The organism is Tardiphaga sp. vice154, from assembly GCF_007018645.1.
GTDB lineage: Bacteria > Pseudomonadota > Alphaproteobacteria > Rhizobiales > Xanthobacteraceae > Tardiphaga.
The window spans coordinates 1912445-1937598 of the sequence record NZ_CP041399.1 but is presented as its reverse complement, the minus strand read 5'-3'; the positions used below and the strand labels follow the sequence as shown (position 1 = coordinate 1937598).

Sequence of the window (25154 nt, the reverse complement as noted above, 5' to 3'; positions counted from 1 at the left end):
GCGGATATTTAATCGATAGAATACTTGGAATCAGGAATTCGGTATACAATCTGGATTCCTTGTAGGAGGACGCCGCGATGACCGCTCCCTTCCCGATGAACGCCTGGTACGCCGCCGCTTGGGACGTCGACATCAAGCACGCGCTGTTTCCGCGCACGATCTGCAACAAGCATGTGGTGATGTATCGCCGCGCGGACGGCGCCGTCGCGGCGCTGGAGGATGCCTGCTGGCATCGCCTCGTCCCGCTTTCCAAGGGCCGGCTCGACGGCGACACCGTCGTCTGCGGCTATCACGGCCTGAAATACAATGCGCAGGGCCGCTGCACCTTCATGCCGTCGCAGGAGACCATCAATCCCTCGGCCTGCGTGCGCGCCTATCCGGTGGTGGAAAAGCACCGCTTCGTCTGGCTGTGGATGGGCGACCCGGCGCTGGCCGACCCCGCTCTGGTGCCGGACATGCGCTGGAACGACGATCCCGAATGGGCCGGCGACGGCAAGACCATCCACGCCAGATGCGACTGGCGCCTCGTCGTCGACAATCTGATGGACCTGACCCACGAGACCTTCGTGCACGGCTCCAGCATCGGCCAGGACGACGTCGCGGAGGCGCCGTTCGATGTCACCCATGGCGACCGGACCGTCACCGTGACGCGCTGGATGAAAGGCATCGAGGCGCCGCCGTTCTGGGCAGCCCAGCTCGGCAAGTCCGGCCCGGTCGATCGCTGGCAGATCATTCATTTCCAGGCGCCGGGCACTGTGTGCATCGACGTCGGCGTGGCGCCAGCCGGCACCGGCGCGCCGGAGGGCGACCGCTCGCAGGGCGTCAACGGCTTCGTGCTCAACACCATGACGCCGGAGACCGCGACCACCTGCCACTACTTCTGGGCGTTCGTGCGCAATCACCGCATCACCGAGCAGAAGATCACCACCGAGATCCGCGAAGGCGTCTCGGCGATCTTCCGCGAGGACGAGATCATCCTGGAAGCGCAGCAACGCGCGATGGACGAAAATCCCGACCGCGTGTTCTACAACCTCAATATCGACGCCGGCGCGATGTGGACGCGAAAGGTGATCGAACGCATGGTGGCTAAAGAGACGACGCCGCAAAAGCTGCAGGCGGCGGAGTGACGCCATGAGCGAGCGCGAATCCGACCGCTCGGTGTCGCAGACCGTGCGCGCGCAGCTGGCGCTGCGCGACATGATCCTGTCCGGCCGGCTGCGCGCCACTGAGCGCATCAGCGAGTTGCAGGCGGTTGAGATCACCGGCGTGTCGCGCACGCCGGTGCGGCTGGCGCTGGTGCGGCTGGAGGACGAGGGCCTGCTGCAGGCGATCCCCTCCGGCGGCTTCATGGTGAAAGCATTTTCCGAACGCGACATTCTGGATTCGATCGAGCTGCGTGGCACGCTGGAAGGCCTCGCCGCGCGCTTTGCCGCCGAGCGCGGCGCGTCCGCCCGCAGCCTTGAGCCGCTGAAGGAATGCCTGGCCGACCTCGACCGGCTGGTGCGGCAGGATCCAATTTCGGTCGAAGCCTTTTCCGCCTACGTCACGCTGAACGCGCGCTTCCACGCGCTGCTCACCGAATTGTGCGGCAGCGCCCCGGTGATCCGGCAGATCGATCGTGCTTCGGCGATGCCGTTCGCCTCGCCCTCCGCCTTCGTGATGGCGCAGTCGGCGCTGCCCGAGGCGCACACCATCCTGCTGATCGGCCAGGAGCACCACCGCATCGTCGTCGACGCGATCGAGAACCGCGAGGGCGCGCGCGCCGAAGCGATCATGCGCGAGCACGCCCGCCTCGCGGTGCGCAATCTGCGGCTGGCGTTGCGCAACCGTAGCCATCTCGATCTGCTGCCGGCGCTGGCGCTGGTGACGTCGGCCACTACGGATTGAGGGGAGAGACCCGATGCGCTTTGCCGAACACTGGACCGGATGCCGTGTCGCTGCGACCCGCGACGTCACGCCCGGCATTCGCGAAATCACGCTGCGCCCGGATGCGCCGGTCGCTTCCTACCCGCCCGGCAGCCACATCAATGTGAGCCTGCTGATCGACGGCCAGCCGCAGACGCGGTCGTACTCGCTGGTCGGCGAGCGGCAGCCCGACAGCTTGCGCATCGCCGTGCGGCTGGCGCCGGACAGCCGCGGCGGCTCGCGGGCGATGTGGGCGTTGCAGCCGGGCGCGCGGCTGGAGATTTCCAGCCCGTCGTCGCTGTTCGACATCGACTGGACGCGCAACCATTATTGCCTGATCGCCGGCGGCATCGGCATTACGCCGATCACCGGCATTGCCGCGGTGCTGCGGCCGCGCGCCGGCATCGACATGCAATTGCATTACGCAATGACGTCGCGGAAGGACGCCGCCTATCTCGACGAATTGTCCGGCCTGCTCGGCGAGCGGCTGCACGTCCACGCCAGCGACGAGGGCCACCGTCTCGATCTCGCCGCCACCTTCGACGCCCTCCCCGCGGACGCCATCGCCATCCTGTGCGGGCCGATGCGGATGCTGGAAGCGGCGCGGCGCGCCTGGAACGACGCCGGCCGCGCGCCGGCCGACCTGCGCTACGAGACGTTCGGCTCCAGCGGGTTGTTGCCGACGGCGGAATTCCGCGTGCGGCTGAAGGGCTCCGGCGAGGAAATCGTGGTGCCGGCAAACCGCTCGATGCTGGCGGCGCTCAACGACGCAGGTTTTGAAGTGATGAGCGATTGCGAGCGCGGCGAATGCGGCGTCTGCTCCATCGACGTGCTGGCGGTCGACGGCGAGATCGACCACCGAGACGTGTTCTTCAGCGATCATCAGAAGCAGGGCAACACGAAAATCTGCCCGTGCGTGTCGCGCGCGGTGGGCACGGTGACGGTCGATACGCTGTACCGGCCGGACGCGATGTGAGCTCGCATATGTCTCACGCCAAATCCCGCCACTAATGTTTTGTCACCTCTCCCCAACGGGGAGAGGTGACAAAACATGACCGTTCCAAAATCGCAGAACCGCCTACCTCTCCCGCTCCATCTGATAGGTCAGATGCGCCTTCACGGTCGGCCATTCCGACGCGATGATGCTGTACACCACGGTGTCGCGCAGCGTGCCGTTGGGGGCGATCTGGTGGTTGCGGATGATGCCGTCATATTTCGCGCCGAGTCGCTCGATGCCGCGGCGGCTCTGGTGGTTGAAAAAATGCGTGCGGAATTCCACCGCGATGCAGTCGAGTTTCTCGAAGGCGTGCTGCAGCAGGAGCAGCTTGCACTGGGTGTTGAGCGCGGTCCGCTGCACGCGTTTGGCGTACCAGGTCGAGCCGATCTCGACGCGGCGGTTGGCGGCATCGACGTTCATGTAAGTCGTCATGCCGGCGACCTGGCCGTCGGCATCGACCACCGTGAACGGCAGCATCGCGCCCGATGCCTGCAAAGCCAGCCGCCGCTCGATCTCGGCGGGCATCTTCTCGGCGGTCGGGATCGCGGTGTACCAGATGCTGGAGAGATCGCCGATCGCCGCCATCAGGCCGTCGGTGTGGTCTTTCGAAAGCGGCTCGAGCCGGGCATGGGCCCCTTGCAGCGTTACAGGTTCAAGCCACGGCATATTTATCCCTATCGTCATTGCGAGGAGCTCTTGCGACGAAGCAATCCAGTCTTCGCCAGTGGCTCTGGATTGCCGCGTCGCTTCGCTCCTCGCAATGACAAAATTACTTGTTCAGAAAATTCAGCGGCAGGCCGCCGCGCGGCCAGTCCATCGCGATCAGTTCGCCACGGCCCGACAGCGTGATGTAGGCGGTTTTAAGCTCCGGCCCGCCGAACGCAATATTGGTGGTGACGCGGTCGCCGGTCGGCACCTGCTCGACCAGTTTTCCGTCCGGCGCGATCACCGAGATGCAGCCTGAGACCAGCGTCGCAACGCAGATGTTGCCGGAGGCTTCCACGGCGAGCGAATCGAACATCTGGTAACCGCCGAGGCCGGCGATCGGATGGCCGCGCTCGCCGCGGTAGATCACCTCCGCCGGTTTGACCTCGCCGGGCGCAGAAAGATCGTAAGCCCACAGCCGCGCGGTCGGCGTCTCCGCGATGTACATCGTCTTCTCGTCGGGCGACAGGCCGATGCCATTGGCCGGCAGCACGCCATACACCTGCTCGGAAATGCCGGTCATGCCCGGCTTGATGTAATAGGCGCCGCCGACATCCATGTCGCGGGCGCGGCGCTTTCCGAGGTCAGAGAACCACAGCCCGCCCTCGCGGTCGAACACCAGATCGTTCGGCCCGCGCAGGCCGTGCTCGCCGCATTTGTCGAACAAGGTTTCGACCGCGCCGGAATGCAGATCGACGCGCTGCAGCGAGCCGCCGATATATTCATGCGGCTCCGGCGCGCCGGGCATCAAGGTGCCGCGCGACGGATGCCAGCCGAAGCCGCCATTGTTGCAGAGATAGATCTTGCCGTCCGGCCCCATCGCCGCGCCGTTCGGCCCGCCGGGAATTTTGGCCACCACTTCCTTGCGTCCGTCCGGCCATACCCGCGTCAATTGCTGCGCGCGGATTTCCACCAGCACCACAGAGCCGTCCGGCAGCACCACGGGGCCTTCGGGGAACGCCAGATCGGTAGCGAGCACGCGGATGGCGGGGTTGGACATGAAAACTCCCTTTGTTTTTTTTGTTGTCGCTTGCGACGAACTTACGCAAACATCCGCCGCGCTGCCAAGGCGTGGCCACGCATGGCACCTGCGCAATCGTCCCGGCAAGCGAGCCTGCGAGCGCAAGCCGGGACCCATACACGCTGTCGTCAAGTTGCGTGCTGTTGCCAATGCCTTTGAAAGCCACAGGCTCGGAGGTTATGGATCAGGCTCGGCGCTCGTTGGCGCTCGCCTCGCCCGGATGACATCAGTTTATTTTGCCGTCGCATCCTTAGGCGCGTCTTTCGCGGCCGGCGCCGCCGCCGGCTTCTTTTGCGCCGCCTGCAGTTCCTCGACCGTCTTCTGCAAGCCTGCCAGGGTCATTCGCAGCGCCTCGATCTGGCGCGTTGCGGCGTCGAGCTTCTGCTGCTGTTCGCGGCCCTGCTTGCCAAGACTGGTCTGCAGGAAATTCACATTGCTCTGCAGGCAGGAAGTGCGGCGCTCCATGGTCTTTTCGACGGTGCAGATCTCGATTCCCGGCACGTCCTGCGCCAGCGCCGGACCTGCCGTGAACGTCGTCAGTATCGTTGCTGCCATCATCCGGTTGAGCATCGTCGGGCCTCGCTTGTTATCGTGAATGCTCCGAAAGCCAAGCGGGCAGAACCTCCGCCTGTCAACCGTGATACAGGGAGGCGGAACGCCGCGGGCGCGGAACAACGACACGCCGCCTCCGTTGCCGTCATGGAGAATCTCGACATGGCAACGCGCGAACGACGACTGGCGGAATTCAACGGCGAGGGAAATCCGCCCCCCGATCAGGCGGTGCAGGTGCTGTGCGAAGACCACAACGGCACCTATCAGCTCCCGTTCCCCTGCACCTTCGCCGCGGGCGAGTGGCACAATGCCGAATCCGGCAGCGTGGTCGAGGCCGCGGTGGTCGGCTGGCGCTTGCCCCGCTTCGGCTGAAAACTGTCCTCAACTGCGACACCGGACGCCATCGCGTTAACCTCTGGTACGCGGCGGGAACGAAGCGGGCCCGAATCAGCGAATTCGATTCGCTCGTCAGTGCTTGTGAATGCATCTTGGGACATGCCCGGGGGCGCGCACCAGATCCGGTGAGAAGAGGCCCAGCAAGCCAAGGCATTTCGTGTAGCAAAGGTTAACGCCGCGCGACCGGTCCCGGCTGCGCAGGCACTCAGGCGTAGAGATACCCCACCGGCTGGCCCTCGGTCCGCAGCGGACGCGTATCCCTGCGGGTGATGATCCGGCCTGCCAGCCCGTCGATCTCGTCGCGCTGGGTCGGCGTCCAGCTTCGAAGCTGCTCCAGGCCTTTCAGCAGGCCGAGCCGCAGCAACTGAGTGTTTTCGCCGAGGCCGACCAGCCGGATCGACTCCCTGCCCGCTGTCACCACGTCACCCGCCGCAAGTTCAAAATTCCTGCCCGACCGGTCGCTGAATTCCGCGGTGCCGCGGATCACGCGATAGATCACGACCTCGCCTTTCGTGAAGCTGTCAGCGTCCACGGCCGCCGCGCTGCTTTTTGGCAGCAGTGATTGGCCGCGCGGGTCGGTGGCGAGGATATGACCGGTCACCAGATGGCCGCTCGGCACATCGATGCCGATGTCGCGCACATAGGCCGGCATGGTCGATTTGATCGCGCCGTCCTTGAGCGGCCTGAACAGCGCCTCCAGCGCCAGCGGGTCCTGTAACCAGAAGCCGGCGTCCACCGGCCGATCATGCATGCCATGGGTCCAGGCCACGCGCGGCGTTTCGGCCTCGTCGATCTGGTCGGGGCCGACGATCGTCGGATTCGGGAACGTCGTGGGATCGGTGACGAAGGCTTCGAGAAACTTGCCGGAGTACCCCATCGACAGCGCGTCGGGCACCACGCTCTGCGGCGTCTTCAGGTTCTCCTCGGTCGGCAGGCCCGACCAGGTGTAGAACAGCTGGCGATGCACGATCGCGCTCTGCAGCATCACCGCGCCCGGGCCGACATAATAGATCCGGCCATCATAGTCGAAGGTGAACAGGCCGGACGTGACAAGCACCAGCTGGAAGCCACCCGGCGGCAGGTGCAGATGGAAATCGGTCGGGCCGGTATCCTCGCGGTAAATCGGCAGGTTGGTTGCCACCTCATGCAGCAGGAAGGTTTCGTTGTTGGCATGAAAGCCGGCATCGGCACGGCTATACAGCGCCTGCGGCCGGTACGTCGCCTGATAAATGGTATCCTTGTGGCGGTCGATGGCGATGAAATCCTGATGGTTGAGACGCAGCGGGTCGCCCTCCGGGTGGGTCAGTCCGGGCCGTGCGGGATCGATCGCAGCATGGATATTCATGGTGCCCTCCATCGCGGGCCGGCAATGCGGCCCGGTTGCTATCGCAATGCACCATGCGAATTCCGCGCCAGCGGGCTTCAGCAGGCTTTGATACCAGCTCGGCCTGAAAGGGCGGTGAGAGGGACGATTTTCGGCGGAATAGCCGCCAGATTAGCGCCGTTACTGGATATTAGTTGAGCATCCCTGCCCGGTCATTGAGCCGAATGGAGTTGTAGGGTGAGCAAATCGTAGCGTGCGCACCGCGCGGTCGTGGGCACGGCGCAAGCGAGCCTTTGCCCACCCTACGGCCTCAGTACTCCACTTCGAGTTCTTCAATATCCTCGTGCTCTTCCTTCGCCGCGGCAATCCACTCCTGCATTTCGGGCATCGCCAGGATCATGCTGGCATAGGCCGAAAGCTGCGGATCGAGCTTGACGTCGTAGGTCGCAAAGCGCGTGACCACCGGCGCGTACATCGCATCCGCCATGCTGCGCTCGCCGAACAGAAACGGGCCGCCGGACCGGTTCAGGCATTCGCGCCAGATCGTGCAGACGCGATCGATATCCGCCTGGGCGCGCGACCAGATCTTGAAATTTGCGAAGTAGCCCTTGATGTTGACCGGCAACGACGCGCGCAGCGTGGTGAAGCCGGAATGGATTTCGCCGGAGATCGACCGGCAATGCGCGCGCATGATGCGGTCGGCTGGCAACAGCCGCGCCTCCGGCATCACCTCGTTGAGATATTCCCCAATCGCCAGCGTGTCCCACACCACCGCACCCTCGTGGCGCAGGCACGGCACCAGGATCGACGACGACAGCAGCAGGATTTCTGCCCGCGCGGAGGCATCGTCGGGTCCGGTGATGATCTCGTCGAATTCCAGCCCGGATAATTTTGTCAACAGCCAGCCGCGCAGCGACCAGGACGAATAGTTCTTGCTGCTCAGCGTCAGTGTCGCCCGCGTCATGACCATCTCCCTGCGCCAGATGAGCGGACCGGTACTCGACGACCGGGTTGCCCGCATTTTGTTCAGCAAACCATGTGCCAGTTTGACAGATGATTTGACTCCCCGCTGGCTTCAATATTGCATATCATTATAGCAGGGAAGCGATCCGGATGATGTCAATGATGTATCAGGCCTACCAGAACCATATGGATCTGACGGCGCCATGGCGAACCGGAGCGGCGCAGGCGCTGAAATATATCAACCTGGTCCCGGCAGGCACATCGGACAAAGTGTTCGGCCGCCTCTCCGCCGCGCTGGAGCTGGTGTCGCGTACCGCCCTGACCTATGTCCGCCCGGAATTCGCGATCGGTCCGGTGCCGGTCGGCAACAGCCTCCTCGACGTCGTCGAGGAGGTGGTCTTTTCCACCGCGTTCGGCTCGCTGCTGCACTTCAAGAAAGAAGGCTCGCCACTGCAGCCGAAGCTGCTGCTGGTGGCGCCGATGTCCGGCCATTTTGCAACGCTGCTGCGCGGCACCGTGGCGACGCTGCTGCAGGACCATGACGTCTATATTACCGACTGGCACAATCCGCGCGACATCCCCCTCAGCGCCGGCAAGTTCGGGCTCGATGACTACACCGAGCACCTGATCCTCTTCATGAACGAACTCGGGCCGCGTTCGCACATGGTCGCGATCTGCCAGCCGTCGGTATCGGCGCTGGCCGCCGCAGCGATCATGTCGGAGGACGATCATCCCGCGCGGCCGGCCAGCCTGACGCTGATGGCCGGGCCAATCGACACAAGGATCGCCCCCACCAAGGTCAACGACTTCGCCAAGAGTAAGCCGCTGAAATGGTTCGAAGACAATCTGATCAACTACGTGCCCTTGCAGTGCAAGGGCGCGTTCCGAAAAGTGTATCCTGGCTTCATCCAGTTGACCGCCTTCGTCTCGATGAACCTGGAACGCCACATCAAGTCGCATGTCGACCTCGCCAACCATCTGGCCAAGGGCGAGACCGAAAAGGCCGAAATCATCAAGACGTTCTACGACGAATATTTTGCGGTGATGGACCTGACCGCGGAGTTCTACATCGAGACCATTCGCGACGTGTTCCAGGAGCATCTGCTGCCGCAGGGCAAGATGATGTACAAGGGACGTCCGGTGAATCCGGGGGCGATCCGGCGCATGGGCCTGATGACGGTCGAGGGCGAGAAGGACGACATCTGCTCGATCGGACAGACGCTGGCGGCCCAGGATCTCTGCACCGGCGTGCGCGCCTATCGCAAGGTCCACCACATGCAGGCTGGCGTCGGCCATTACGGCGTGTTCAGCGGACGCCGCTGGAACAACGAGATCTATCCGCTGCTGCGCGATTTCGTGCACGTCAACTCGTGATGCCCGGAAGTGTTAACAAGAAATTCGGAGCGCATCACCCAAACGGGTGACGCGCCGATCGCGCCTGTCGCCTACTTCCGTACCGGAGGATTGTTTTGCGGCTGCTAAGGCAGCGCGTCGATCGATCCAATTACCGCTTCGGCGGACCATGTATTGACGAAGCGCAAGACATTTGACGGGTATATTTACGTCCAGGCCGGCCTTCGGGCCGGCCATTTCCGTCGAGCCGGCCTTCGGGCCGGCCATTTGCGTCGAGCCGGACGGAACCCGCCTTCAGAGCGACGCCTGACGCTGACCCAGCAGACTGACCAGATCGACCTGACGGTCGACGCCGGTTTTCAGGAACACCGATTTGAGTTGGGTACGCACCGTATTCAGGCTGACGGAGTGCGCCTTCGAAATCGTATCGAGCGTATTGCCATCGATCAGCAGGCTGGCGATGCGGGCTTCGGCGGGGGTGAGATCGAACAAAGCCCGCAGCATTTCCGGCGCCGGGCTGCTCTGCGGCGTCAACGGCGTCAGGAACAGGATCGAGACCGCGCCGGCGAACACGTCGAGCCCACCCAGCCGCAGCGGCAGCACATGGGCGATCAGCGGCGGCGAGGCCGCCGTGCCGGCGACCGGGATCGAGCGGCCGGTGCGGGCCAGCGAACTCGGCTGTGCCAGCGCCTCCATAAACATCTGCTGGACTACCGCGGCGCTGAACTGAACCTGGTTCTGCGCACCGACGCCGACCGCAGGGGCGCTGGCCAGAAAGCCTGGATTGGCCGCGACCACCCGCCCGGCATCGGTTACTGCCGCCGCGGGCAGACCGATCATTTCCAGCGTCGCCACGGCGGTGCGCGCCCGCTCGAAGCCGAGACGGCCCGCGAGGACGGCGGCCCGCGCCAGATGTGGGCGTAGCATGTCGAGTTGATCCGCCACGGCGCGCGGCACCGGGCCGTTGGCCCATGCCTTCTCGATCGACAACACCAGCGTGTCGCCGGATGGCGCTCGTATCGAGGTACCGGCGCACCAGCCAAGTCCTCCAGGGCGGAGGATGTCGGTGTAGAAGCTCTCGTTCTCAAGCTCTTCCAGAGTAAACTTGTCGAGGTCCGTGAGGAAACGCGCTTCATTCGGCGGGATCAGGCGGTCGCTGCGCGGATTGCGGTGGGCGAACGGGCTTTTGGTCCAGCGATCGATGCGCTCGTGAATTTTGGCCGACGAAATGAAACGCGGCGCGCCCGGCGCGACCGCGAACAACATCGCGCCTTCCGCATCGGCCATCTCAGCCAGGCGATCGAACACCTGCGGCCAGTGCTCGGGCACCACACCCGCCTCGTAGATCTGATCGACAAGCGTCTCGTACTTGACGGATTCCAGCAAATTATGTCTCGATTGATGAAAGCTGCCGTTGGGTGAAACAACACGGTCTGCTTGGTTAAACCCCGTCGCTAGCAAAATATGCCGTACGCAGGTAATCACTTTGTGTGGATGAGAGCCTCCCGCCTTACGCTTGGCGCAGCCCAAATGGACTACGGCGCAGTCCTGCCCGTCGTGCACCGGCGAGCATGCGTTAAGATTCGGTTGTCTGTGCAACCGGGATTTCCGGCGGCAGGATCAGCGCGGCGACGATCACCAGCACGCACAGCGCTGCGAAGCTGTGCAGCATCATCATGAAGCCGCCCTTCTCGTACAGAAACGACACCAGCCCGACCGAGGCGCCGGCTGCGGTGAAGCCGACGAAGTAGCGCACGGCATAAGCGCGCGAGCGCCATTCCTCGCTGGTGTATTTGCCGACCATCGCCTCGTTGACGGTGATCTGTCCGAACAGCCCGATGATGATGCCGATCGCCACCACGATCAGCGAGATGTTGGACAATGATGCTGCGAAGTACAAAAACGGCGCCAGCACGAAGGACAGCGGCACGCACACCGCCTTTAGCGAATAGCGGTCGATCAGCCCGCCGATATTGTATTGCGTCAACGCGCCGAACACGTAGACGCCCGCGGCGATGACTCCGAGCAGCGCCGGGCTCTGCGTCAGGTCGGACAGACGTTCGGCGAATAGTTTCGGCAGCGCGACGGTGACCGCATTGAACGTCGTGGAGATCGCGATCACGGTGATCAATAGCGCCAGAATCACCCGCCACATGTCGGACTTGGCGACGCGCGACTGCGCCGCCGCCTGCCTGAAGCCGGAGCGGTCCTCATGCGCCACGCCGCGCATGAACACCACGCCCAGCGCCAGCGTCGCCAGCCCCGGCAGGATGAACGCATAACGCCAGCCGAGGAACTGCCCGACCACGCCGGTGATCAGCGCCGACGACGCCACGCCGAAATTGCCCCACACGCCGTTGATGCCCATCTCGCGGCCGATCCTGTCGGCATAGGACACGATCATCGCGGTGCCGACCGGATGATAGATCGAGGCGAAGGCGCCGATCGAGAACAAGGCCGCCCCAAGTTGCAGCGGGGTCTGCACCAGGCCCACGGCGATCATCGAGGCGCCGATGCCGAAGAAATAGATCACCATCATGTGGCGCCGGCTCCAGCGGTCTCCCAGCCAGCCGGTCACCAGCGAGCCCGCGCCGAACGCGACAAAGCCCGGCGTCGCATAGGGCAGCAGTTCGGCGTAGGTCATGTTCATCGTCGGCCCCATCACGATGACGGCCGCGGCGAAAATCAGCATCGCGTAATGATCGATGAAATGCGCGACATTGACGAGGGTGATGACACGGGCGGGGACGTTCATGAAGCGATTCCTGCAGAGCTTGGAAATTCGTTATAAGAAGTTATGCTGTCGGGATGTCGCCAATGATTATCGGCAAAGCGCCAATCCGTCCGTTGTCCGACCGCCGCCAGACGACGGGGGGCGGCGTTCATTTCATGGCGACCCGCTACGAAAAGGGCACCCGGATCGAGCCGCACGCGCATCGCGAGTCGCAATTGATATTTGCCACCAAAGGCACCATGCAGGTCACGACCCCGAAGGGCCGCTGGCTGGTGCCGCCGGATCGCGCAGTCTGGATGCCCGCCGCACTGCCGCACGCGATCGATGTGCTCGCCGACATCGAGATGCGCTCGCTGTATTTCGACGTCGGCTGGATGAAGCGGGACGACGCCCACCGCGCCAATCTCAGCGTCGAATTCGTCGTCCGCGTCTCGCAACTGCTGCATCAGGCCATCCTCGCGCTGTTCGACGGACGCAACGACGCCGGCCGCAACGAGTTGCTGGTCCGGCTGGCGTTGCTGGAATTGCACGAGGCGGAAGATCCGACGACGTTCATCCCGCTGCCGCACGAGCCGCGCTGCCGCCGCGCCGCCGATATCGTGCTGGCCGATCCCACCGCATCGCATGAAATCGAGGCGCTGGCGCGCTCGGTCGGCACCTCGGCGCGGACGCTGTCACGACTGTTCCTGACAGAAACCCAATTGAGCTTCCGGAGCTGGTGCCAGCGCGCCCGGATGGCGGCGGCGATCGAACGGCTATCGATGGACCGCAAGGCGCCGGTGAAACAACTCGCGGCCGATCTCGGCTACGCCAGCTTTTCAGCTTTCTCGCACGCCTTCCGGCAAGTCACCGGGAAGACCCCGACGGAATTTGCAGAAAAGGCGTGAGGCAGCAGGGGCTGCGGTGCCCCAATCCTGAGATCACGTCACGGTGAACGAGCGGGATTTTTCGCGAGAACGATCGAACGCCGCGTAACGCGGCTGTTTTCCGCCCCGTATGCCTATGGACGACGTTGATCGTCTAACCTGTCTCAGAGGGATCGCACCAATGACCACAAATTCACGTATCGCCGCTTCGCTGTCGGCCGCCTTGCTCGCGTTCGGCGTCGCCGCAGGGGCTGCCCATGCGCAGGACAAGATGGGCAAGGACAGCATGTCCAAGGACTCCATGAGCAAAGATGCCATGAGCAAGGACACGATGAGCAAGGATGGCATGAAGAAAGACGGCATGATGGACAAGGACGGCATGAAGAAGGACGGCATGGCCAAGGACGGGATGAAGAAGTAACGCTCTCCGAAGTCCACGATCGCGACAGGGCCCGCAAGGCTTGTTCATCGTGATGAACAGGCCTTGCGGAGCTTTGATCGCACGACAACAGACGAGCGGCGGCGCACGATCAATCTACAACGCCTACGGCAGCACCACGCGGAGACTCGAATTGCACAGACCCTTGGCGGCTGCCTCGTTTGTCGCGGCCTCGTTACTGCTCGGTGCTCCTTCGGCAGCGGCCGAGTGGCGCGTGGAGGTGCTGGACGCACCCGGCCGGGTCGATTCGATCGAGGCCCACTCCGCCGCCGTGCGGATCGCCATCGGCAAGCTCTGCTATCAAACCATCGAGACGAAACTGGTCGCGGCAGCCTGCCCGAAACCTGCTGCGCCGCCAGCAGGCGCCCTGGCCGACGGACGGGTGGCCGAAAGCACGGGCGCCGTCGCTCGCGCCTGGCTGGCCGCGCCGACCAGTCGCTACGATCACGGCGTCCTCGGCGATGCCGTTGAAGCCGGCCGCCTGACGATCGTTCGGCGCGACGGCCAAAGCGGATCGGTGACGCTGGGAAACGACGCCGTGTTCGAGGATCTGTGGCCGCGGATCGTGACCATCGACGGGCAGCCGAGAATCGTCGTCGTGAAGTCCTATCTCGCGCGCGGTTCGGCGCTGGCCGTGATCGACCCCGCGACGATGGCGATCGTCGCCGAAACGCCCCCGATCGGGCGTCCTCATGCCTGGCTCAATCCGGCGGGCGTCGCCGATTTCGATGGTGATGGCAAGACCGATATCGCCGTGGTGCGGCAGCCCCACGTCGTCGGGCGGCTCGAACTGTGGTCCTTCAACGACGGCCGGCTGGTGAAGACCGCCGAGGTGCCCGACGTGGCCAATCATTTCATCGGATCGCGCGCGCTGGGCCTGCAATGGGTAGCGGATTTCGACGGCGACGGTCATCCGGATCTGGCGATCCCGAGCCTCGACCGTGCCTCGTTGCGCCTGATTTCGTTCACACCGGAAATTCACGATATCGCGCGGATCGCGCTGCCATCGCGCGTCGCAACCAACATCGGCGCCGTCACCGTCGCCGGACGGCTTGCTCTCATTGCTGGCGGCGCAGACGGCCGCCTCATGCTGTTTCAGTCACGCTGAGCGGTGCGGATCAGCGCGGCACCACGGCGGTGGCTTCGATCTCGACGCGGGCGGCACGCTCGACCAATCGCACCACCTGCACCAGTGCCATCGCCGGATAGTTCGGCCCGAAAATGTCGCGATAGATCCGGCCAAGCGTCTTCAGGTCGCCGAGATATTCCTCGATGTCCACGACGTACCAGGTCAGCCGCACCAGATGCTCCGGCTTGGCGCCGCCCTCGGCGAGAATCGCGGCGATATTTTCCAGCGCCTGCTTGACCTGGGTAGAGAAGTCCTTGGGCAGATGGCCCTCGGTATCCCAGCCGATCACCCCTCCGGTAACGACGAGGCGGCCATCGGCCGTCATGCCGTTGGAATAGCCCTTCGGCGCTGGCCAGCCGGACGGCTGCAGCACGCGGGGATAGGACGGATCGGCATTGGTCTTGCCGTCATTATTGGCATTCGGCACCACGGTCAGCGTGGGGCCCTTGGGGGCGGTCAACGGCAATACTCCTTCAAGCGCAAAACGGTCATGGTCATTCCGCCGCCATCGCGAACTGCCGCAGCGCAAAGCGCTTCAGCTTGCCGGTCTCGGTCTTCGGCAGTTGCGTGACGAATTCAATGGCGCGCGGATATTTATAGGGCGCGATCTCGCGCTTGACGTGGTTCTGCAACTCCAGAGTCAGCGCGGCGTCGCCGGTAAAGCCCGGCGCCAGCACGACATAGGCCTTCACCACCATGCCGCGGGCCTCGTCGGGCGAGCCGACCACGCCGCAATCAGTCACGGCCGGATGGGTCAGAAGCGCCGCTTCGACGTCGGGACCGGCGATGTTGTAGCCGGCAGAGACGATCATGTCGTCGGAGCGCGACTTGTACCAGAAGTAGCCGTCCTCATCCATGATAAAGGTGTCGCCGGTGATATTCCAGCCGTTCTGCACGAACCTCTTCTGGCGCTCGTCGGCGAGATATTTGCAGCCGGTCGGGCCCTTCACCGCGAGCCGTCCCATCGTGCCCGGCAGCGCGTCGTTGCCCTCGTCGTCGATGATCTTGGCGATGTAACCCGGCACCGGCCGGCCGGTCGAGCCCGGCCGGATCTCTTCCTCAACCGCACAGATGAAGATGTGCAGCAGCTCGGTGCCGCCGATGCCGTCCATCAGCTTGATGCCGGTCGCCTTCAGCCAAGCGTCGTAGGTGCCCTTCGGCAGCGTCTCGCCGGCCGAAACGCATTTACGCAACGAGGAGATGTCGTGCGAGCCCATCTTGGCGAGCATCGCGCGGTACGAGGTCGGCGCGGTGAAGCACACCGTGACCTTGAATTTCTCGATCGCCGGCGGCAGCTCTTCCGGCCCGGCCTTCTCCAGCACCACAAAGGAGGCGCCGATGTGCAGCGGAAACAGCACGCCGCCGAAGCCGAAGGTGAAGGCGAGCGGCGCCGAGCCGATGAAACGGTCTTCCTTCGAGGCGCGCAGCACGTTGTGGGCAAACCCGTCGCATACCGCGAGCATGTCGCGGTGGAAATGCATGGTGCCCTTGGGATCACCGGTGGTGCCAGAGGTGAAGGCGATCAGGCAGACGTCGTCGGCGGCGGTATCGACCGCGGTGAATTCCGGGCTGGCATCGGCGATCATCGCCTCCAGCGAATCCGGGGCATCGACGCCCCAATAGACGATGCGCCGCAGTTCGGGTGCCGCGAGCTTGGCCTTCTCCATTTCGTCGACGAGCTTGCTGTCGCACAAAGCCAGCGGGATCTTCGCTTTCTGGATCGGATAGGTCAGTTCCTTGGCGCGCAGCAGCGGCATGGTGGCGACGCAGACGCCGCCGGCCTTGATCACCGCCAGATAGGTCGCGACCATCATCGGATTGTTGGCGGAGCGCAGCATCACGCGGCCGCCCGGAACCAGGCCGAGCTTGTCGACCAGCACGTTGCAGATCCGGTTCACCAGCGCCTGCAGCTCGCGGTAGGTGTAGCTGTCGGTGAGGCCGAACATGCAGGGCGCGTCGCCATGGCCCTCCTCGACCCAGCGGTCGAGAAACGGCACCACGCAGTTGATGCGCGGCGGGTACTGAAACTCCGGCCGGGTGAACAGAAATTCCGGCAGCTGCTCCGGCGGCGGCATGTTGTCCCGCGCGAAGGTATCGACATGCGAGGTATAGGATGGATCGTCCATACCCTGTGTGAGGTGAGCCTCGGCGATGGCCATTGCTTGCTCCTGTCACGATGTCGCGGCCCGACGCCAGGCCCGCCGCGCGTCTGATATCATTTTAGACTTAAAACAATTAGGTGCAACTGCCCGGACCGGCCGATCGACGGATTTTTGCGGTTTCGGGCGCAAAGCCGCGCAGGAAGTTTAGGCAAACGCCGCCTAACGCTGCGCCAATTGCTTCAAACGGAGCGTCATCGGCGATTGCGGATCGGCCAGGCCGGCAATGACGGTAAAATGGTTGGTGCCGGGGATGGTTTCATAGCGCGCGGGAATCTGGGTGCCCCAGCAATCGACCAGGGTCTGGCTCTGCCGGAAATATTCCGAACTCTCCTCGCCGCCGACCACCGCATCGAGACTTCCGTGCGAGGGCATCGGCCAGAACAGCGGGCTGACCTCGCGCGCACTCAGGTCGTTGAGGTGCAGCGGGGTGTTGACCGAGGTCGGCACCAGGGGTCCGAGATCGAACAGGCCAGAGATCGAATAGACCGCCGTGATAAGATCTTGCGGCAGTGCGGCATCGAGCGCACGCCATTCGGTGGCGAGCATGCCGGCGGCAAGATGGCCGCCGGCGGAATGGCCGGACATCACCAGCGGCCGCTCGAACTTCGCCAGTTCGCGCGTCGCGGAACGCATTTGCTCAATGATGTCGCCGACCGAAACGTTCGGACACAAATCGTAGGACGGCATCGCAACGCTGATGCCGTGCGCGTTCAGGCCTGCAGCAAGATGGCTGAAGAACGACGGATCGAGCGCCTGCCAGTAGCCGCCGTGGATGAAGACCACGATCGGGCCGCGACCATCGGCCGGGAAGAAGTCGACCGTGTGCCGCGCACCTGTGCCGTAACGCAGCACCAGCATCGACGGACAGACCTCGCGGTAGGCCCTGGCGTCGCGCGCCCAGCCGGCAATAAGCGCCGGATTTTCCGGGACGCGGGCCCGGTTGTTGTATTCGGCCTCCAGATCGATCACGGCGCTCATGGCGTCTTGCCGTTGCCGGGCTTGGCGCCGGACTTCTGCGCCGCCTTCTGCGCCGAGGCCTTGGTCTTGGCGAGCAGGCGCATCAGCTCGCGCACGTCCTTCGGCGCCAGGTCGCCAAAGATCTCGGCGATCCAGGTCTCGTGCTCTTCGGCCATCTTGCGGAATTCGGCACGACCGAGTTTGGTCAGCCGGATCACCTGGACCCGACGGTCGGTATCCGAGGTACGGCGATCGACATGACCGGATTCCACCAGACGCTCGACCAGCCCGGTCACGTTCCCGTTCGACACCATCATGCGCTTGGAGACGTCCGACAGCGTCATGCCGTCCGGCACCTTGTCGAGCTGGGCCATCAGGTCGAAGCGCGGCAGCGTCACGTCGAAACGCTCGCGCAGACGCCCGCGCACCTCGCCCTCGATCAGCGTGGTGCAGGTCAGCAGCCGCAGCCACAGCCGCAGCTCGTCGCCGTGATCTTCGGAATGTTCGACCGCCTTGGTCTCGGAATCGAGAATCATGCTGCAATCTTACCTGGCTGGGGCCGCCACGATAGCAACGCCGCCGGAAATCCCCAACGGCGTACCAGTCTGCGCGCCCGATGCTTTGACCTTCAACAAATAACCCGGCGACTGCAAGCCAAAACGCCGCAGCCGGGCCACTGGCCAAATCCGGATATTTGTTTAGGCTTCAAACAAATTGGCCTGCCGCTTGCATAGCCGTTTTAACCGTTTGGCGCGCGAGACGCACGCTTGCGGCGGCAGCCATCCTCAGAATAGTCTCTGGGGCAGGACATCATTTTGGGTTGGCGGGATTTCGGCAGCAACGCGCGGCCGAGCAGAGGAGAGACCATGAAGCAGCAGATCAAACTGGCCGGCCTGGCCGTCCTGATGGGCGTCGCAGCGGTACCCGCTGTCGCGCAGGAAAAGATCAAGGTCGGCGTGATCGTGTCGCTGTCCGGCGCTGGCGCCGTGCTCGGCCAGCAGGCCCGCGACGGCTTCGCCCTCGCGGTCAAGGACCTCGGCGGCAAGATGGGCGGCAAGGACGTCGAAGTCGTCGTCGTCGATGACGAACTGAAGCCCGACGTCGCCGTCACCAAGGTCAAAGGCCTGCTGGAGCGCGACAAGGTCGACTTCGTAGTCGGCCCGATCTTCTCCAACATCCTCGGCGCAATCCACAAGCCGGTGACCGAGAACAAGACCTTTCTGATCTCGCCGAATGCCGGCCCGTCCAGCTTCGCCGGCAAGGAGTGCAACCCGTACTTCTTCGTGACGTCGTACCAGAACGACCAGATCCACCAGATCCTCGGCAAGGTCGCGCAGGAGCGCGGCTACAAGAAGATCTACCTGATGACCCCGAACTACCAGGCCGGCAAGGACTTCGTCGCCGGCGTGAAGATGGACTTCAAGGGCGAGATCGTCGAGGAATCCTTCCTGCCGCTCGGCACGCTGGACTTCCAGGCCGAGCTCTCCAAGATCGCCGCCGCCAAGCCCGACGCCGTGCTGACCTTCATGCCGGGCGGCATGGGCGTCAATCTCGTCAAGCAGTACAAGCAGGCCGGCCTGCTCGACCGCGTCCCGTTCCTCTCCACCTTCACTGTCGATGAATCGACGCTGCCGGCGCAGCAGGACGCAGCGCTGGGCATGTTCGGCGGCTCGAACTGGGCGCCGAACCTCGACAATCCGCAGAACAAGAAGTTCGTCGCGGAATACGAGAAGGCCTATAACAGCGTGCCCGCAACCTACGCCTTCCAGTCGTACGATGCGGCCATGCTGATCAACAGCGCAGTCGTCGCGGTGAAGGGCGACCTTTCCGACAAGGCCAAGGTGGCGGCGGCGATGAAGAAGGCCGACTTCAAGTCGCTGCGCGGAGACTTCAAGTTCAGCGCCAACGGCTACCCGATCCAGGACTTCTATCTGACCAAGGTCGCCAAGCGCGCCGACGGCAAGTTCCAGACCGAGATCGCGCAGAAGGTGTTCACCAACTACGCCGACAAATACGCCGCCAGCTGCACACCGCAGTAAAGCGATCGCCGGCGCGCCTCGGTAAGACGCGCCGGCCTCTCATGTCGTCCCCGCGAAAGCGGGGACCCATAGCCACCGCCAGCATAGTTGAAACGGCGTCGTTGCTACTCTATCGCTTCGTTTAGTTCGCCAGCGTGTCTGGGTCCCCGCTCCGCGTGCGCCGGAGGCGCACTAGGCGGGGACGACGCGGTGGGTTTTTCACCAGCCGCGCAAAGATCGTATCTCTCGCATGACCGTCACCCTTGCCCTCGTCCAGATCCTGAACGGCCTGCAGTTCGGGCTGATCCTGTTTTTGATCGCCGCCGGCCTGACGCTGGTGTTCGGCGTGATGGACTTCATCAATCTCGCGCACGGCGTGCAGTACATGGTCGGCGCCTATTTCGTCGCCGCCTTCACCGCGATGACCGGCAGCTTCCTGTATGGCCTCGCGCTGGCGCTGCCGGCCGCCCTGGTGTTCGGCCTGCTGCTGGAGGTGCTGATCTTCCGGCATCTCTATGACCGCAGCCATCTCGACCAGGTGCTGGCGACCTTCGGCGTGATCATCTTCCTCAACCAGGCGGTCAAGTTCGTCTGGGGCGCCGCCCCCCTCAACGTGCCGATGCCCGACGCGCTGTCCGGCACCATCGAGATCGCCGACGGCATGCTGTATCCGGTGTATCGCCTCGTCATCATCGCCGTCGGCCTCGCGGTCGGCCTCGCGCTCTATCTCGTCGTCAACAAGACCAAGCTCGGCATGCTGGTGCGGGCCGGCGCAAGCAATGCCGCAATGGTCTCGGCGCTCGGCGTCAACATCCGGCTGCTGTTCACCATCGTGTTCGGCGTCGGCGCCATGCTGGCGGGCTTTGCCGGCGCGATGGTGGCGCCGATCCTGTCGGTCGAGCCCGGCATGGGCGACAATGTGTTGATCCTCGCCTTCGTCGTCATCGTGATCGGCGGCATCGGCTCGATCCGCGGCGCCTTCATCGCAGCCCTCCTGATCGGTCTCGTCGATACGCTCGGCCGGTTCTTTGCACCGTCCCTGCTCAAGCTGGTGCTGGATCCGTCCACCGCCAGCCAGACCGGCCGCGCCATCGCGCCGATGCTGATCTACATCCTGATGGCCGCGGTGCTGTTCTTCCGGCCGTCCGGCCTGTTCCCGTCGAAACAATAGCGGGAATGACCGTGAACGATTCAGTCGACCTGCAAGTCACCCCCGCTATCACCGCGCCCCGCGCGCGCCGCGCCTATCTGTTGCCGCTGCTGCTGTTTGCCCTATTCGCGCTGGTGCCGCTGGCCGGGCTGTGGGGCGCGCAGAGCTACGTGCTCTCGATCGTCACCCGGATCATGGTGCTGGCGCTGGCGGCGATGTCGCTCGATCTGTTGATCGGCTATGGCGCGATGGTCTCGTTCGGCCACGCCGCCTTTGTCGGGATCGGCGCCTATAGCGTCGCGATCCTGTCCAGCCACGGCATCACCGACGGTTTTGTCCATCTCGGCGTCGCACTGGCCGCCTCGTTCGTGTTTGCACTGATCACCGGCGCGATCTCGCTGCGTACCAAAGGCGTCTATTTCATCATGATTACGCTGGCGTTCGGCCAGATGCTGTACTTCCTCGGCACCTCGCTCGCCGCCTATGGCGGTGACGATGGCATGACGCTGGCCTCGCGCAGCACGCTGTTCGGCTCAAAAATCCTGAAGAACGACGTCGTGCTGTATTACGTGGTGTTCGGCTTCCTGCTCGGTGGCTACCTCTTGCTGCGCGGCGTCGTCGCCTCGCGCTTTGGCCGGGTGTTGCGCGGCATCCGCGAGAACCCGGTGCGGATGGAGGCGATCGGCTTTACGCCCTATCGCTACCAGCTCACGGCCTATGTGATCGCCGGCATGATCGCCGCCGTCGCCGGCTGCCTGTTCGCCAACCAGACCGAATTCGTCAGCCCGGCCTTTGCGAGCTGGCAGCGCTCCGGCGACCTGATCTTTGCGATCGTGCTGGGCGGCCTCGGCACGCTGCACGGCGCGATCATTGGCGCCGCGGTGTTCAGCCTGCTCGCGGATATCCTGTCGCATTACACCGAGCACTGGGCGCTGCTGTTCGGCCCGATCCTGATCCTGGTCGTGTTGTTCGCGCGTGGCGGCATCGGCGGCTGGCTGGGGAGCAGGTCATGAGCACCGCGCCCCTTCAACTGCAGAACCTGCGCAAGAGCTACGGCGCGCTGCGCGTCACCGACGACGTCACGCTGACCATCGAGCCCGGCGAGCTGCACGCCATCATCGGCCCGAACGGCGCCGGCAAGACCACGCTGATCCACCAGATCTCCGGCCTCGCCCGGCCGGACTCCGGCCGCGTCGTGTTCGACGGCCAGGATGTCACAAGGCTGTCGATGGCGGAGCGCGCCCGGCTCGGGCTGGTGCGCTCGTTCCAGATCACCTCGATCCTGCCGCGCTTCTCGGCGCTGGAGAACGTGGCGCTTGCCGTGCAGGCGCGCTCCGGCTCCAGCTTCAAATTCCTCGGCAATGCCGCCGGCGAGCGTGACCTCAACGAGATCGCGATGGCGCTGCTGGCCCGTTTCGGCCTCGCCCCTCGCGCCGATGTGCCCGCCGGGCAGATGTCGCACGGCGAAAAGCGCCAGCTCGAAATCGCCATCGCGCTGGCCGCAAAGCCGAAACTGCTGCTGCTCGACGAGCCCCTCGCCGGCACCAGCCACGACGAATCGCAGCGGCTCATCAACACGCTGCAGGCGCTGCGCCGCGAACTGCCGATCGTGCTGATCGAGCACGACATGGACGCGGTGTTCGCGCTGGCCGACCGCGTCTCGGTGCTGGTCTATGGCCGCATCATCGCCTCCGGCACGCCGCAGAGCATCCGCGACAATGCGGATGTGCGCGCCGCCTATCTCGGCGAGGAGGTGCTCTGATGCTCAACGTACAGAATCTGCAGGCCGCCTACGGCGCCGCCAAAGTACTGTTCGATATCTCGCTGAACATCGGCGCCGGCGAGGTCGTGACCCTGCTCGGCCGCAACGGCATGGGCAAGACCACCACCATCAACACCATCATGGGGCTGATGCCGCCGACCGGCGGCAGCGTCACCTTCGACGACGCGCCGCTCACGGGGCTGCCGTCCTACAAGATCGCGCAGGCCGGCATTGGCCTGGTGCCGGAAGGCCGACATATCTTTCCGACGCTGACGGTGGAGGAAAACCTGCTGGCCACCGCAGCGGTGCGCCGCCCGCCGGCGCGCTGGACGCTGGAGGACATCTACGAACTGTTTCCGCGGCTCAAGGAGCGCCGCGGCAATATGGGCACGCAACTGTCCGGCGGCGAGCAGCAGATGCTGGCGGTCGGCCGCGCGCTGATGACCAATCCGAAGCTGCTGATCCTCGACGAGGCCACCGAGGGCCTGGCGCCGTTGATCCGGCAGGAGATCTGGAGCTGCCTAAAGAAGCTCAAGGCCGAGCACCAGGCGATCCTGGTGATCGACAAGAACGTCGATGCGCTCGCCGCGTTTGCCGACCGCCACGTCATCATCGAAAAAGGCCGCGTGGTGTGGACCGGCACCTCGGCCGAGTTGAAAGACGATCCAACCATCAAGGATCGCTTTCTGCATGTATAATCCGGCTCACGAACTGCACGCCATCGAAGGAGGACGACCATGAAAACCGAAACCGCCGGCATCACGCGCGCCAATGAGGGCATGCAGGGCATCACCTGGAACATCCTGGGCCAGGTCTACGTGCCCAAAACCTGCACCGAGGATTCCTTCTCGTGGCACGCGACCTTCCCGGTCGGCACGTTCGTGCCGCCGCACATTCATCCCGACCAGGACGAATATCTCTACATCCTCGAAGGCAAGCTCGACTTCATGCTGGGCGACGGCGAGACCCAGGCGACGCCCGGCGATCTGGTGCGGCTGCCGCGCGGCGTGCCGCATGGCATCTTCAACAAGACCGACCAGTCCGCCAAGGTGCTGTTCTGGGTGTCGCCGACGCGGCGGCTCTACGACCTGTTCTGGGCAATCCACAACATGAAGGAGCAGAATCCGGCGGACGTCGTGGCGCTGGCCGCGGAATACAACATCCACTTCCTGCCGCCGCCCCCGGGAGCGTGAGGTCTTCCTTCCTTCTCCCCTTGTGGGAGAAGGTGCCTCCGCGAAGCGGAGGCGGATGAGGGGTAGTCGCAAGGCGCGGAGCTTGTGGCTACCCCTCACCCGTCTCGAACCGCTTCGCGGTTCGATCCACCCTCTCCCACCGGGGGAGAGGGAAGAAAGAGCGACCTAGTCGCGCTCTCTATCCGCCCACCACCGACAATCCCGGCAGCGCGGCGAAGCCGGCCTTGCTGGCATAGCCCTTGACGATCGCCTCGCGCTGGCTGTGGCTCAGCACGTTGTCGATATGATCGAAGCCGTCCGGCGCAATCTGCTCGACGGCGTCGATGACACCCTCCGGCCCGCCGCGGCGGTTGGCGCGCACGATCTCGGCGGTCATCGGCAGCCGCTTGCGCTCATAGGCCATCAGGGCCTGGCGCGGATGCTCGGCATGCGCCAGCGAATCCGCAAGCGCCCGCGCATCCAGGATCGCCTGCGAGGCGCCATTGGAGCCGACCGGATACATCGGATGCGCGGCGTCGCCGAGCAGCGTGACGCGGCCGCTCGACCAGTACGGCAAGGGATCGCGGTCGCAGCACGGATATTCCCAGAACTCCGGCGTCGCCGTGATCAACGCCGCCACGTCGATATGCGGCACGTTGAAGCGCGCGACATGCGGCATCAGTTCGTCGCGCTTGCCGGCACGCGACCAGTCCTCGCGGCGCGGCGGCAGCGATCCGCCCTCGCCGATTTTCACCAGGACCGCCCAGTTGGTCAGGCGATTGCCCGGCGTCACGCCTTCCGCGATCGGATACACCACCACCTTGGCATGAAGCCCGCCGGCGACGATCATCGAATTGCCGGTGAGGAAGGCCGGCCAGTCACGCGCGCCGCGCCACAGCATCAGCCCGTTCCAGACCGGTCCGCCTTCGTCGGGAAACAGCGTGCTGCGCACCTTGGAATGAATGCCGTCGGCGCCGATCAGGATATCGCCGCGCGCGGTTTCGACATGGGCGCCGGAGCGGTCGAAGAAATGCGCGGTGACGCCGCCTTCGTCCTGCGTAAACGCACCGAGCCTTCGGCCGGTATGAATCGCCTCAGGCCCAAGTCGCTGTTCGACGGCGCGATGGATCACGCTCTGCAGCCGGCCGCGGTGGATCGAGAATTGCGGCACGTCGAAGCCGGCAGCGATGCCGCGCGGCTCGCGCCAGACTTCCTGGCCATGGCGGCTGAGATAATGCAGCTCGTCGGTGCGGATGGCGACGGCGTCCAACGCGTCGAGCAGGCCGAGGCCGGCAAGTTCGCGGATCGCATGCGGCAGCGTGTTGATGCCGACGCCGAGCTCGCGGATACTGTCCGACTGCTCATAGAGTTCGCAGTGAATGCCGCGTGCCCGCAGCATCAGGGCCGTGGTGAGGCCCCCCACTCCACCGCCAACGATGATCGCTTTCATCGAACGTACTCCACTCAAACTAGTGCCAGACTGCGGATCTTCTTCACCTCTCCCCATTGGGGAGAGGCGTTTGAGCGCCGCCTTGCTGAATTCAGCGTG

At 64.4% G+C, this 25154-nt stretch carries 26 protein-coding genes; 14 read left to right on the top strand and 12 right to left on the bottom strand.

What is annotated here, in order from left to right:
• The first annotated feature begins 77 nt into the window (after window positions 1–77).
• From FIU28_RS09025 to FIU28_RS09015, 3 genes are read left to right on the top strand one after another with little or no spacing between them, the layout of a single operon-like run.
• Window positions 78–1127, top strand: coding sequence for an aromatic ring-hydroxylating dioxygenase subunit alpha (locus FIU28_RS09025; RefSeq protein WP_143572611.1), 1050 nt, complete (start codon window positions 78–80; stop codon window positions 1125–1127).
• A 4-nt stretch (window positions 1128–1131) separates the two neighbouring features.
• On the top strand, window positions 1132–1887 hold the full coding sequence (locus tag FIU28_RS09020) for a GntR family transcriptional regulator (protein WP_143572610.1): 756 nt from the start codon (window positions 1132–1134) through the stop codon (window positions 1885–1887).
• Window positions 1888–1900: 13 nt separating this feature from the next.
• Window positions 1901–2881, top strand: a complete 981-nt coding sequence (locus FIU28_RS09015) for a PDR/VanB family oxidoreductase (protein ID WP_143572609.1) — start codon at window positions 1901–1903, stop codon at window positions 2879–2881.
• A gap of 102 nt (window positions 2882–2983) precedes the next feature.
• Here FIU28_RS09015 and FIU28_RS09010 read toward each other — a convergent pair whose 3' ends face one another.
• From FIU28_RS09010 to FIU28_RS09000, 3 genes are all read right to left on the bottom strand, one after another.
• Window positions 2984–3568: a GNAT family N-acetyltransferase gene (locus FIU28_RS09010; RefSeq protein WP_143572608.1), complete on the bottom strand. Its 585-nt coding sequence runs from the start codon at window positions 3566–3568 to the stop codon at window positions 2984–2986.
• A 103-nt stretch (window positions 3569–3671) separates the two neighbouring features.
• Window positions 3672–4607: an SMP-30/gluconolactonase/LRE family protein gene (locus FIU28_RS09005; protein ID WP_143572607.1), complete on the bottom strand. Its 936-nt coding sequence runs from the start codon at window positions 4605–4607 to the stop codon at window positions 3672–3674.
• Window positions 4608–4859: 252 nt separating this feature from the next.
• Window positions 4860–5198, bottom strand: a complete 339-nt coding sequence (locus FIU28_RS09000) for a hypothetical protein (protein ID WP_143572606.1) — start codon at window positions 5196–5198, stop codon at window positions 4860–4862.
• Between the two features lie 144 nt (window positions 5199–5342).
• Here FIU28_RS09000 and FIU28_RS08995 point away from each other — a divergent pair, with 144 nt between their 5' ends.
• Window positions 5343–5552: a hypothetical protein gene (locus tag FIU28_RS08995; protein ID WP_143572605.1), complete on the top strand. Its 210-nt coding sequence runs from the start codon at window positions 5343–5345 to the stop codon at window positions 5550–5552.
• Between the two features lie 229 nt (window positions 5553–5781).
• Here FIU28_RS08995 and FIU28_RS08990 read toward each other — a convergent pair whose 3' ends face one another.
• A complete protein-coding gene (locus FIU28_RS08990; protein ID WP_143572604.1) occupies window positions 5782–6921 on the bottom strand; it encodes a hypothetical protein in 1140 nt (379 codons plus the stop codon).
• Between the two features lie 289 nt (window positions 6922–7210).
• Complete coding sequence (locus tag FIU28_RS08985) at window positions 7211–7864, bottom strand: glutathione S-transferase family protein (RefSeq protein WP_143572603.1); 654 nt, start codon at window positions 7862–7864, stop codon at window positions 7211–7213.
• Between the two features lie 149 nt (window positions 7865–8013).
• Here FIU28_RS08985 and FIU28_RS08980 point away from each other — a divergent pair, with 149 nt between their 5' ends.
• Window positions 8014–9237, top strand: a complete 1224-nt coding sequence (locus tag FIU28_RS08980; RefSeq protein WP_143572602.1) for a polyhydroxyalkanoate depolymerase — start codon at window positions 8014–8016, stop codon at window positions 9235–9237.
• 273 nt (window positions 9238–9510) lie between these two features.
• On the opposite strand, the gene FIU28_RS08975 is transcribed toward FIU28_RS08980, so the two are convergent.
• On the bottom strand, window positions 9511–10602 hold the full coding sequence (locus tag FIU28_RS08975; protein WP_143572601.1) for a helix-turn-helix transcriptional regulator: 1092 nt from the start codon (window positions 10600–10602) through the stop codon (window positions 9511–9513).
• A gap of 190 nt (window positions 10603–10792) precedes the next feature.
• Complete coding sequence (locus FIU28_RS08970; RefSeq protein ID WP_143572600.1) at window positions 10793–11971, bottom strand: MFS transporter; 1179 nt, start codon at window positions 11969–11971, stop codon at window positions 10793–10795.
• 62 nt (window positions 11972–12033) lie between these two features.
• Here FIU28_RS08970 and FIU28_RS08965 point away from each other — a divergent pair, with 62 nt between their 5' ends.
• The 3 genes from FIU28_RS08965 to FIU28_RS08955 all read left to right on the top strand — a co-directional run bounded on the left by FIU28_RS08965 (window position 12034) and on the right by FIU28_RS08955 (window position 14363).
• Window positions 12034–12837: an AraC family transcriptional regulator gene (locus FIU28_RS08965; protein ID WP_246660926.1), complete on the top strand. Its 804-nt coding sequence runs from the start codon at window positions 12034–12036 to the stop codon at window positions 12835–12837.
• Between the two features lie 160 nt (window positions 12838–12997).
• On the top strand, window positions 12998–13237 hold the full coding sequence (locus FIU28_RS08960) for a pentapeptide MXKDX repeat protein (RefSeq protein ID WP_143572598.1): 240 nt from the start codon (window positions 12998–13000) through the stop codon (window positions 13235–13237).
• Window positions 13238–13469: 232 nt separating this feature from the next.
• Window positions 13470–14363: an FG-GAP repeat domain-containing protein gene (locus FIU28_RS08955; protein ID WP_168202898.1), complete on the top strand. Its 894-nt coding sequence runs from the start codon at window positions 13470–13472 to the stop codon at window positions 14361–14363.
• Window positions 14364–14373: 10 nt separating this feature from the next.
• Here FIU28_RS08955 and FIU28_RS08950 read toward each other — a convergent pair whose 3' ends face one another.
• From FIU28_RS08950 to FIU28_RS08935, 4 genes are all read right to left on the bottom strand, one after another.
• The gene (locus tag FIU28_RS08950; RefSeq protein WP_143572596.1) at window positions 14374–14844 is read right to left on the bottom strand and encodes a RidA family protein; all 471 of its coding nucleotides are present in this window, start codon (window positions 14842–14844) and stop codon (window positions 14374–14376) included.
• Between the two features lie 34 nt (window positions 14845–14878).
• Window positions 14879–16543, bottom strand: a complete 1665-nt coding sequence (locus tag FIU28_RS08945) for an AMP-binding protein (protein ID WP_143572595.1) — start codon at window positions 16541–16543, stop codon at window positions 14879–14881.
• Window positions 16544–16705: 162 nt separating this feature from the next.
• Window positions 16706–17524: an alpha/beta hydrolase gene (locus tag FIU28_RS08940; protein ID WP_143572594.1), complete on the bottom strand. Its 819-nt coding sequence runs from the start codon at window positions 17522–17524 to the stop codon at window positions 16706–16708.
• On the bottom strand, window positions 17521–18039 hold the full coding sequence (locus FIU28_RS08935) for a MarR family winged helix-turn-helix transcriptional regulator (RefSeq protein WP_168202896.1): 519 nt from the start codon (window positions 18037–18039) through the stop codon (window positions 17521–17523). The genes FIU28_RS08940 and FIU28_RS08935 overlap by 4 nt, the downstream gene beginning before the upstream one ends.
• Window positions 18040–18369: 330 nt before the next feature.
• On the opposite strand from FIU28_RS08935, the gene FIU28_RS08930 reads away from it, so the two are divergent.
• From FIU28_RS08930 to FIU28_RS08905, 6 genes are all read left to right on the top strand, one after another.
• The gene (locus tag FIU28_RS08930; protein ID WP_143572593.1) at window positions 18370–19542 is read left to right on the top strand and encodes an ABC transporter substrate-binding protein; all 1173 of its coding nucleotides are present in this window, start codon (window positions 18370–18372) and stop codon (window positions 19540–19542) included.
• Between the two features lie 229 nt (window positions 19543–19771).
• The gene (locus tag FIU28_RS08925) at window positions 19772–20692 is read left to right on the top strand and encodes a branched-chain amino acid ABC transporter permease (RefSeq protein ID WP_143572592.1); all 921 of its coding nucleotides are present in this window, start codon (window positions 19772–19774) and stop codon (window positions 20690–20692) included.
• A gap of 5 nt (window positions 20693–20697) precedes the next feature.
• Entirely contained in the window at window positions 20698–21684 is a 987-nt protein-coding gene (locus FIU28_RS08920; RefSeq protein ID WP_143572591.1) for a branched-chain amino acid ABC transporter permease, read from the top strand.
• Window positions 21681–22433, top strand: coding sequence for an ABC transporter ATP-binding protein (locus FIU28_RS08915; RefSeq protein ID WP_143572590.1), 753 nt, complete (start codon window positions 21681–21683; stop codon window positions 22431–22433). Before FIU28_RS08920 ends, FIU28_RS08915 begins: the two co-directional genes overlap by 4 nt.
• Window positions 22433–23131, top strand: a complete 699-nt coding sequence (locus tag FIU28_RS08910; RefSeq protein ID WP_143572589.1) for an ABC transporter ATP-binding protein — start codon at window positions 22433–22435, stop codon at window positions 23129–23131. The genes FIU28_RS08915 and FIU28_RS08910 overlap by 1 nt, the downstream gene beginning before the upstream one ends.
• Window positions 23132–23170: 39 nt before the next feature.
• Window positions 23171–23626 carry a cupin domain-containing protein gene (locus tag FIU28_RS08905; protein WP_143572588.1) on the top strand — a complete coding sequence of 152 codons (456 nt, stop codon included), beginning with the start codon at window positions 23171–23173 and terminating at the stop codon, window positions 23624–23626.
• A gap of 178 nt (window positions 23627–23804) precedes the next feature.
• Here FIU28_RS08905 and FIU28_RS08900 read toward each other — a convergent pair whose 3' ends face one another.
• Window positions 23805–25055 (bottom strand): flavin-dependent oxidoreductase, encoded by a 1251-nt coding sequence (locus tag FIU28_RS08900; RefSeq protein WP_143572587.1) that lies wholly within the window; start codon window positions 25053–25055, stop codon window positions 23805–23807.
• Between the last annotated feature and the right edge of the window lie 99 nt (window positions 25056–25154).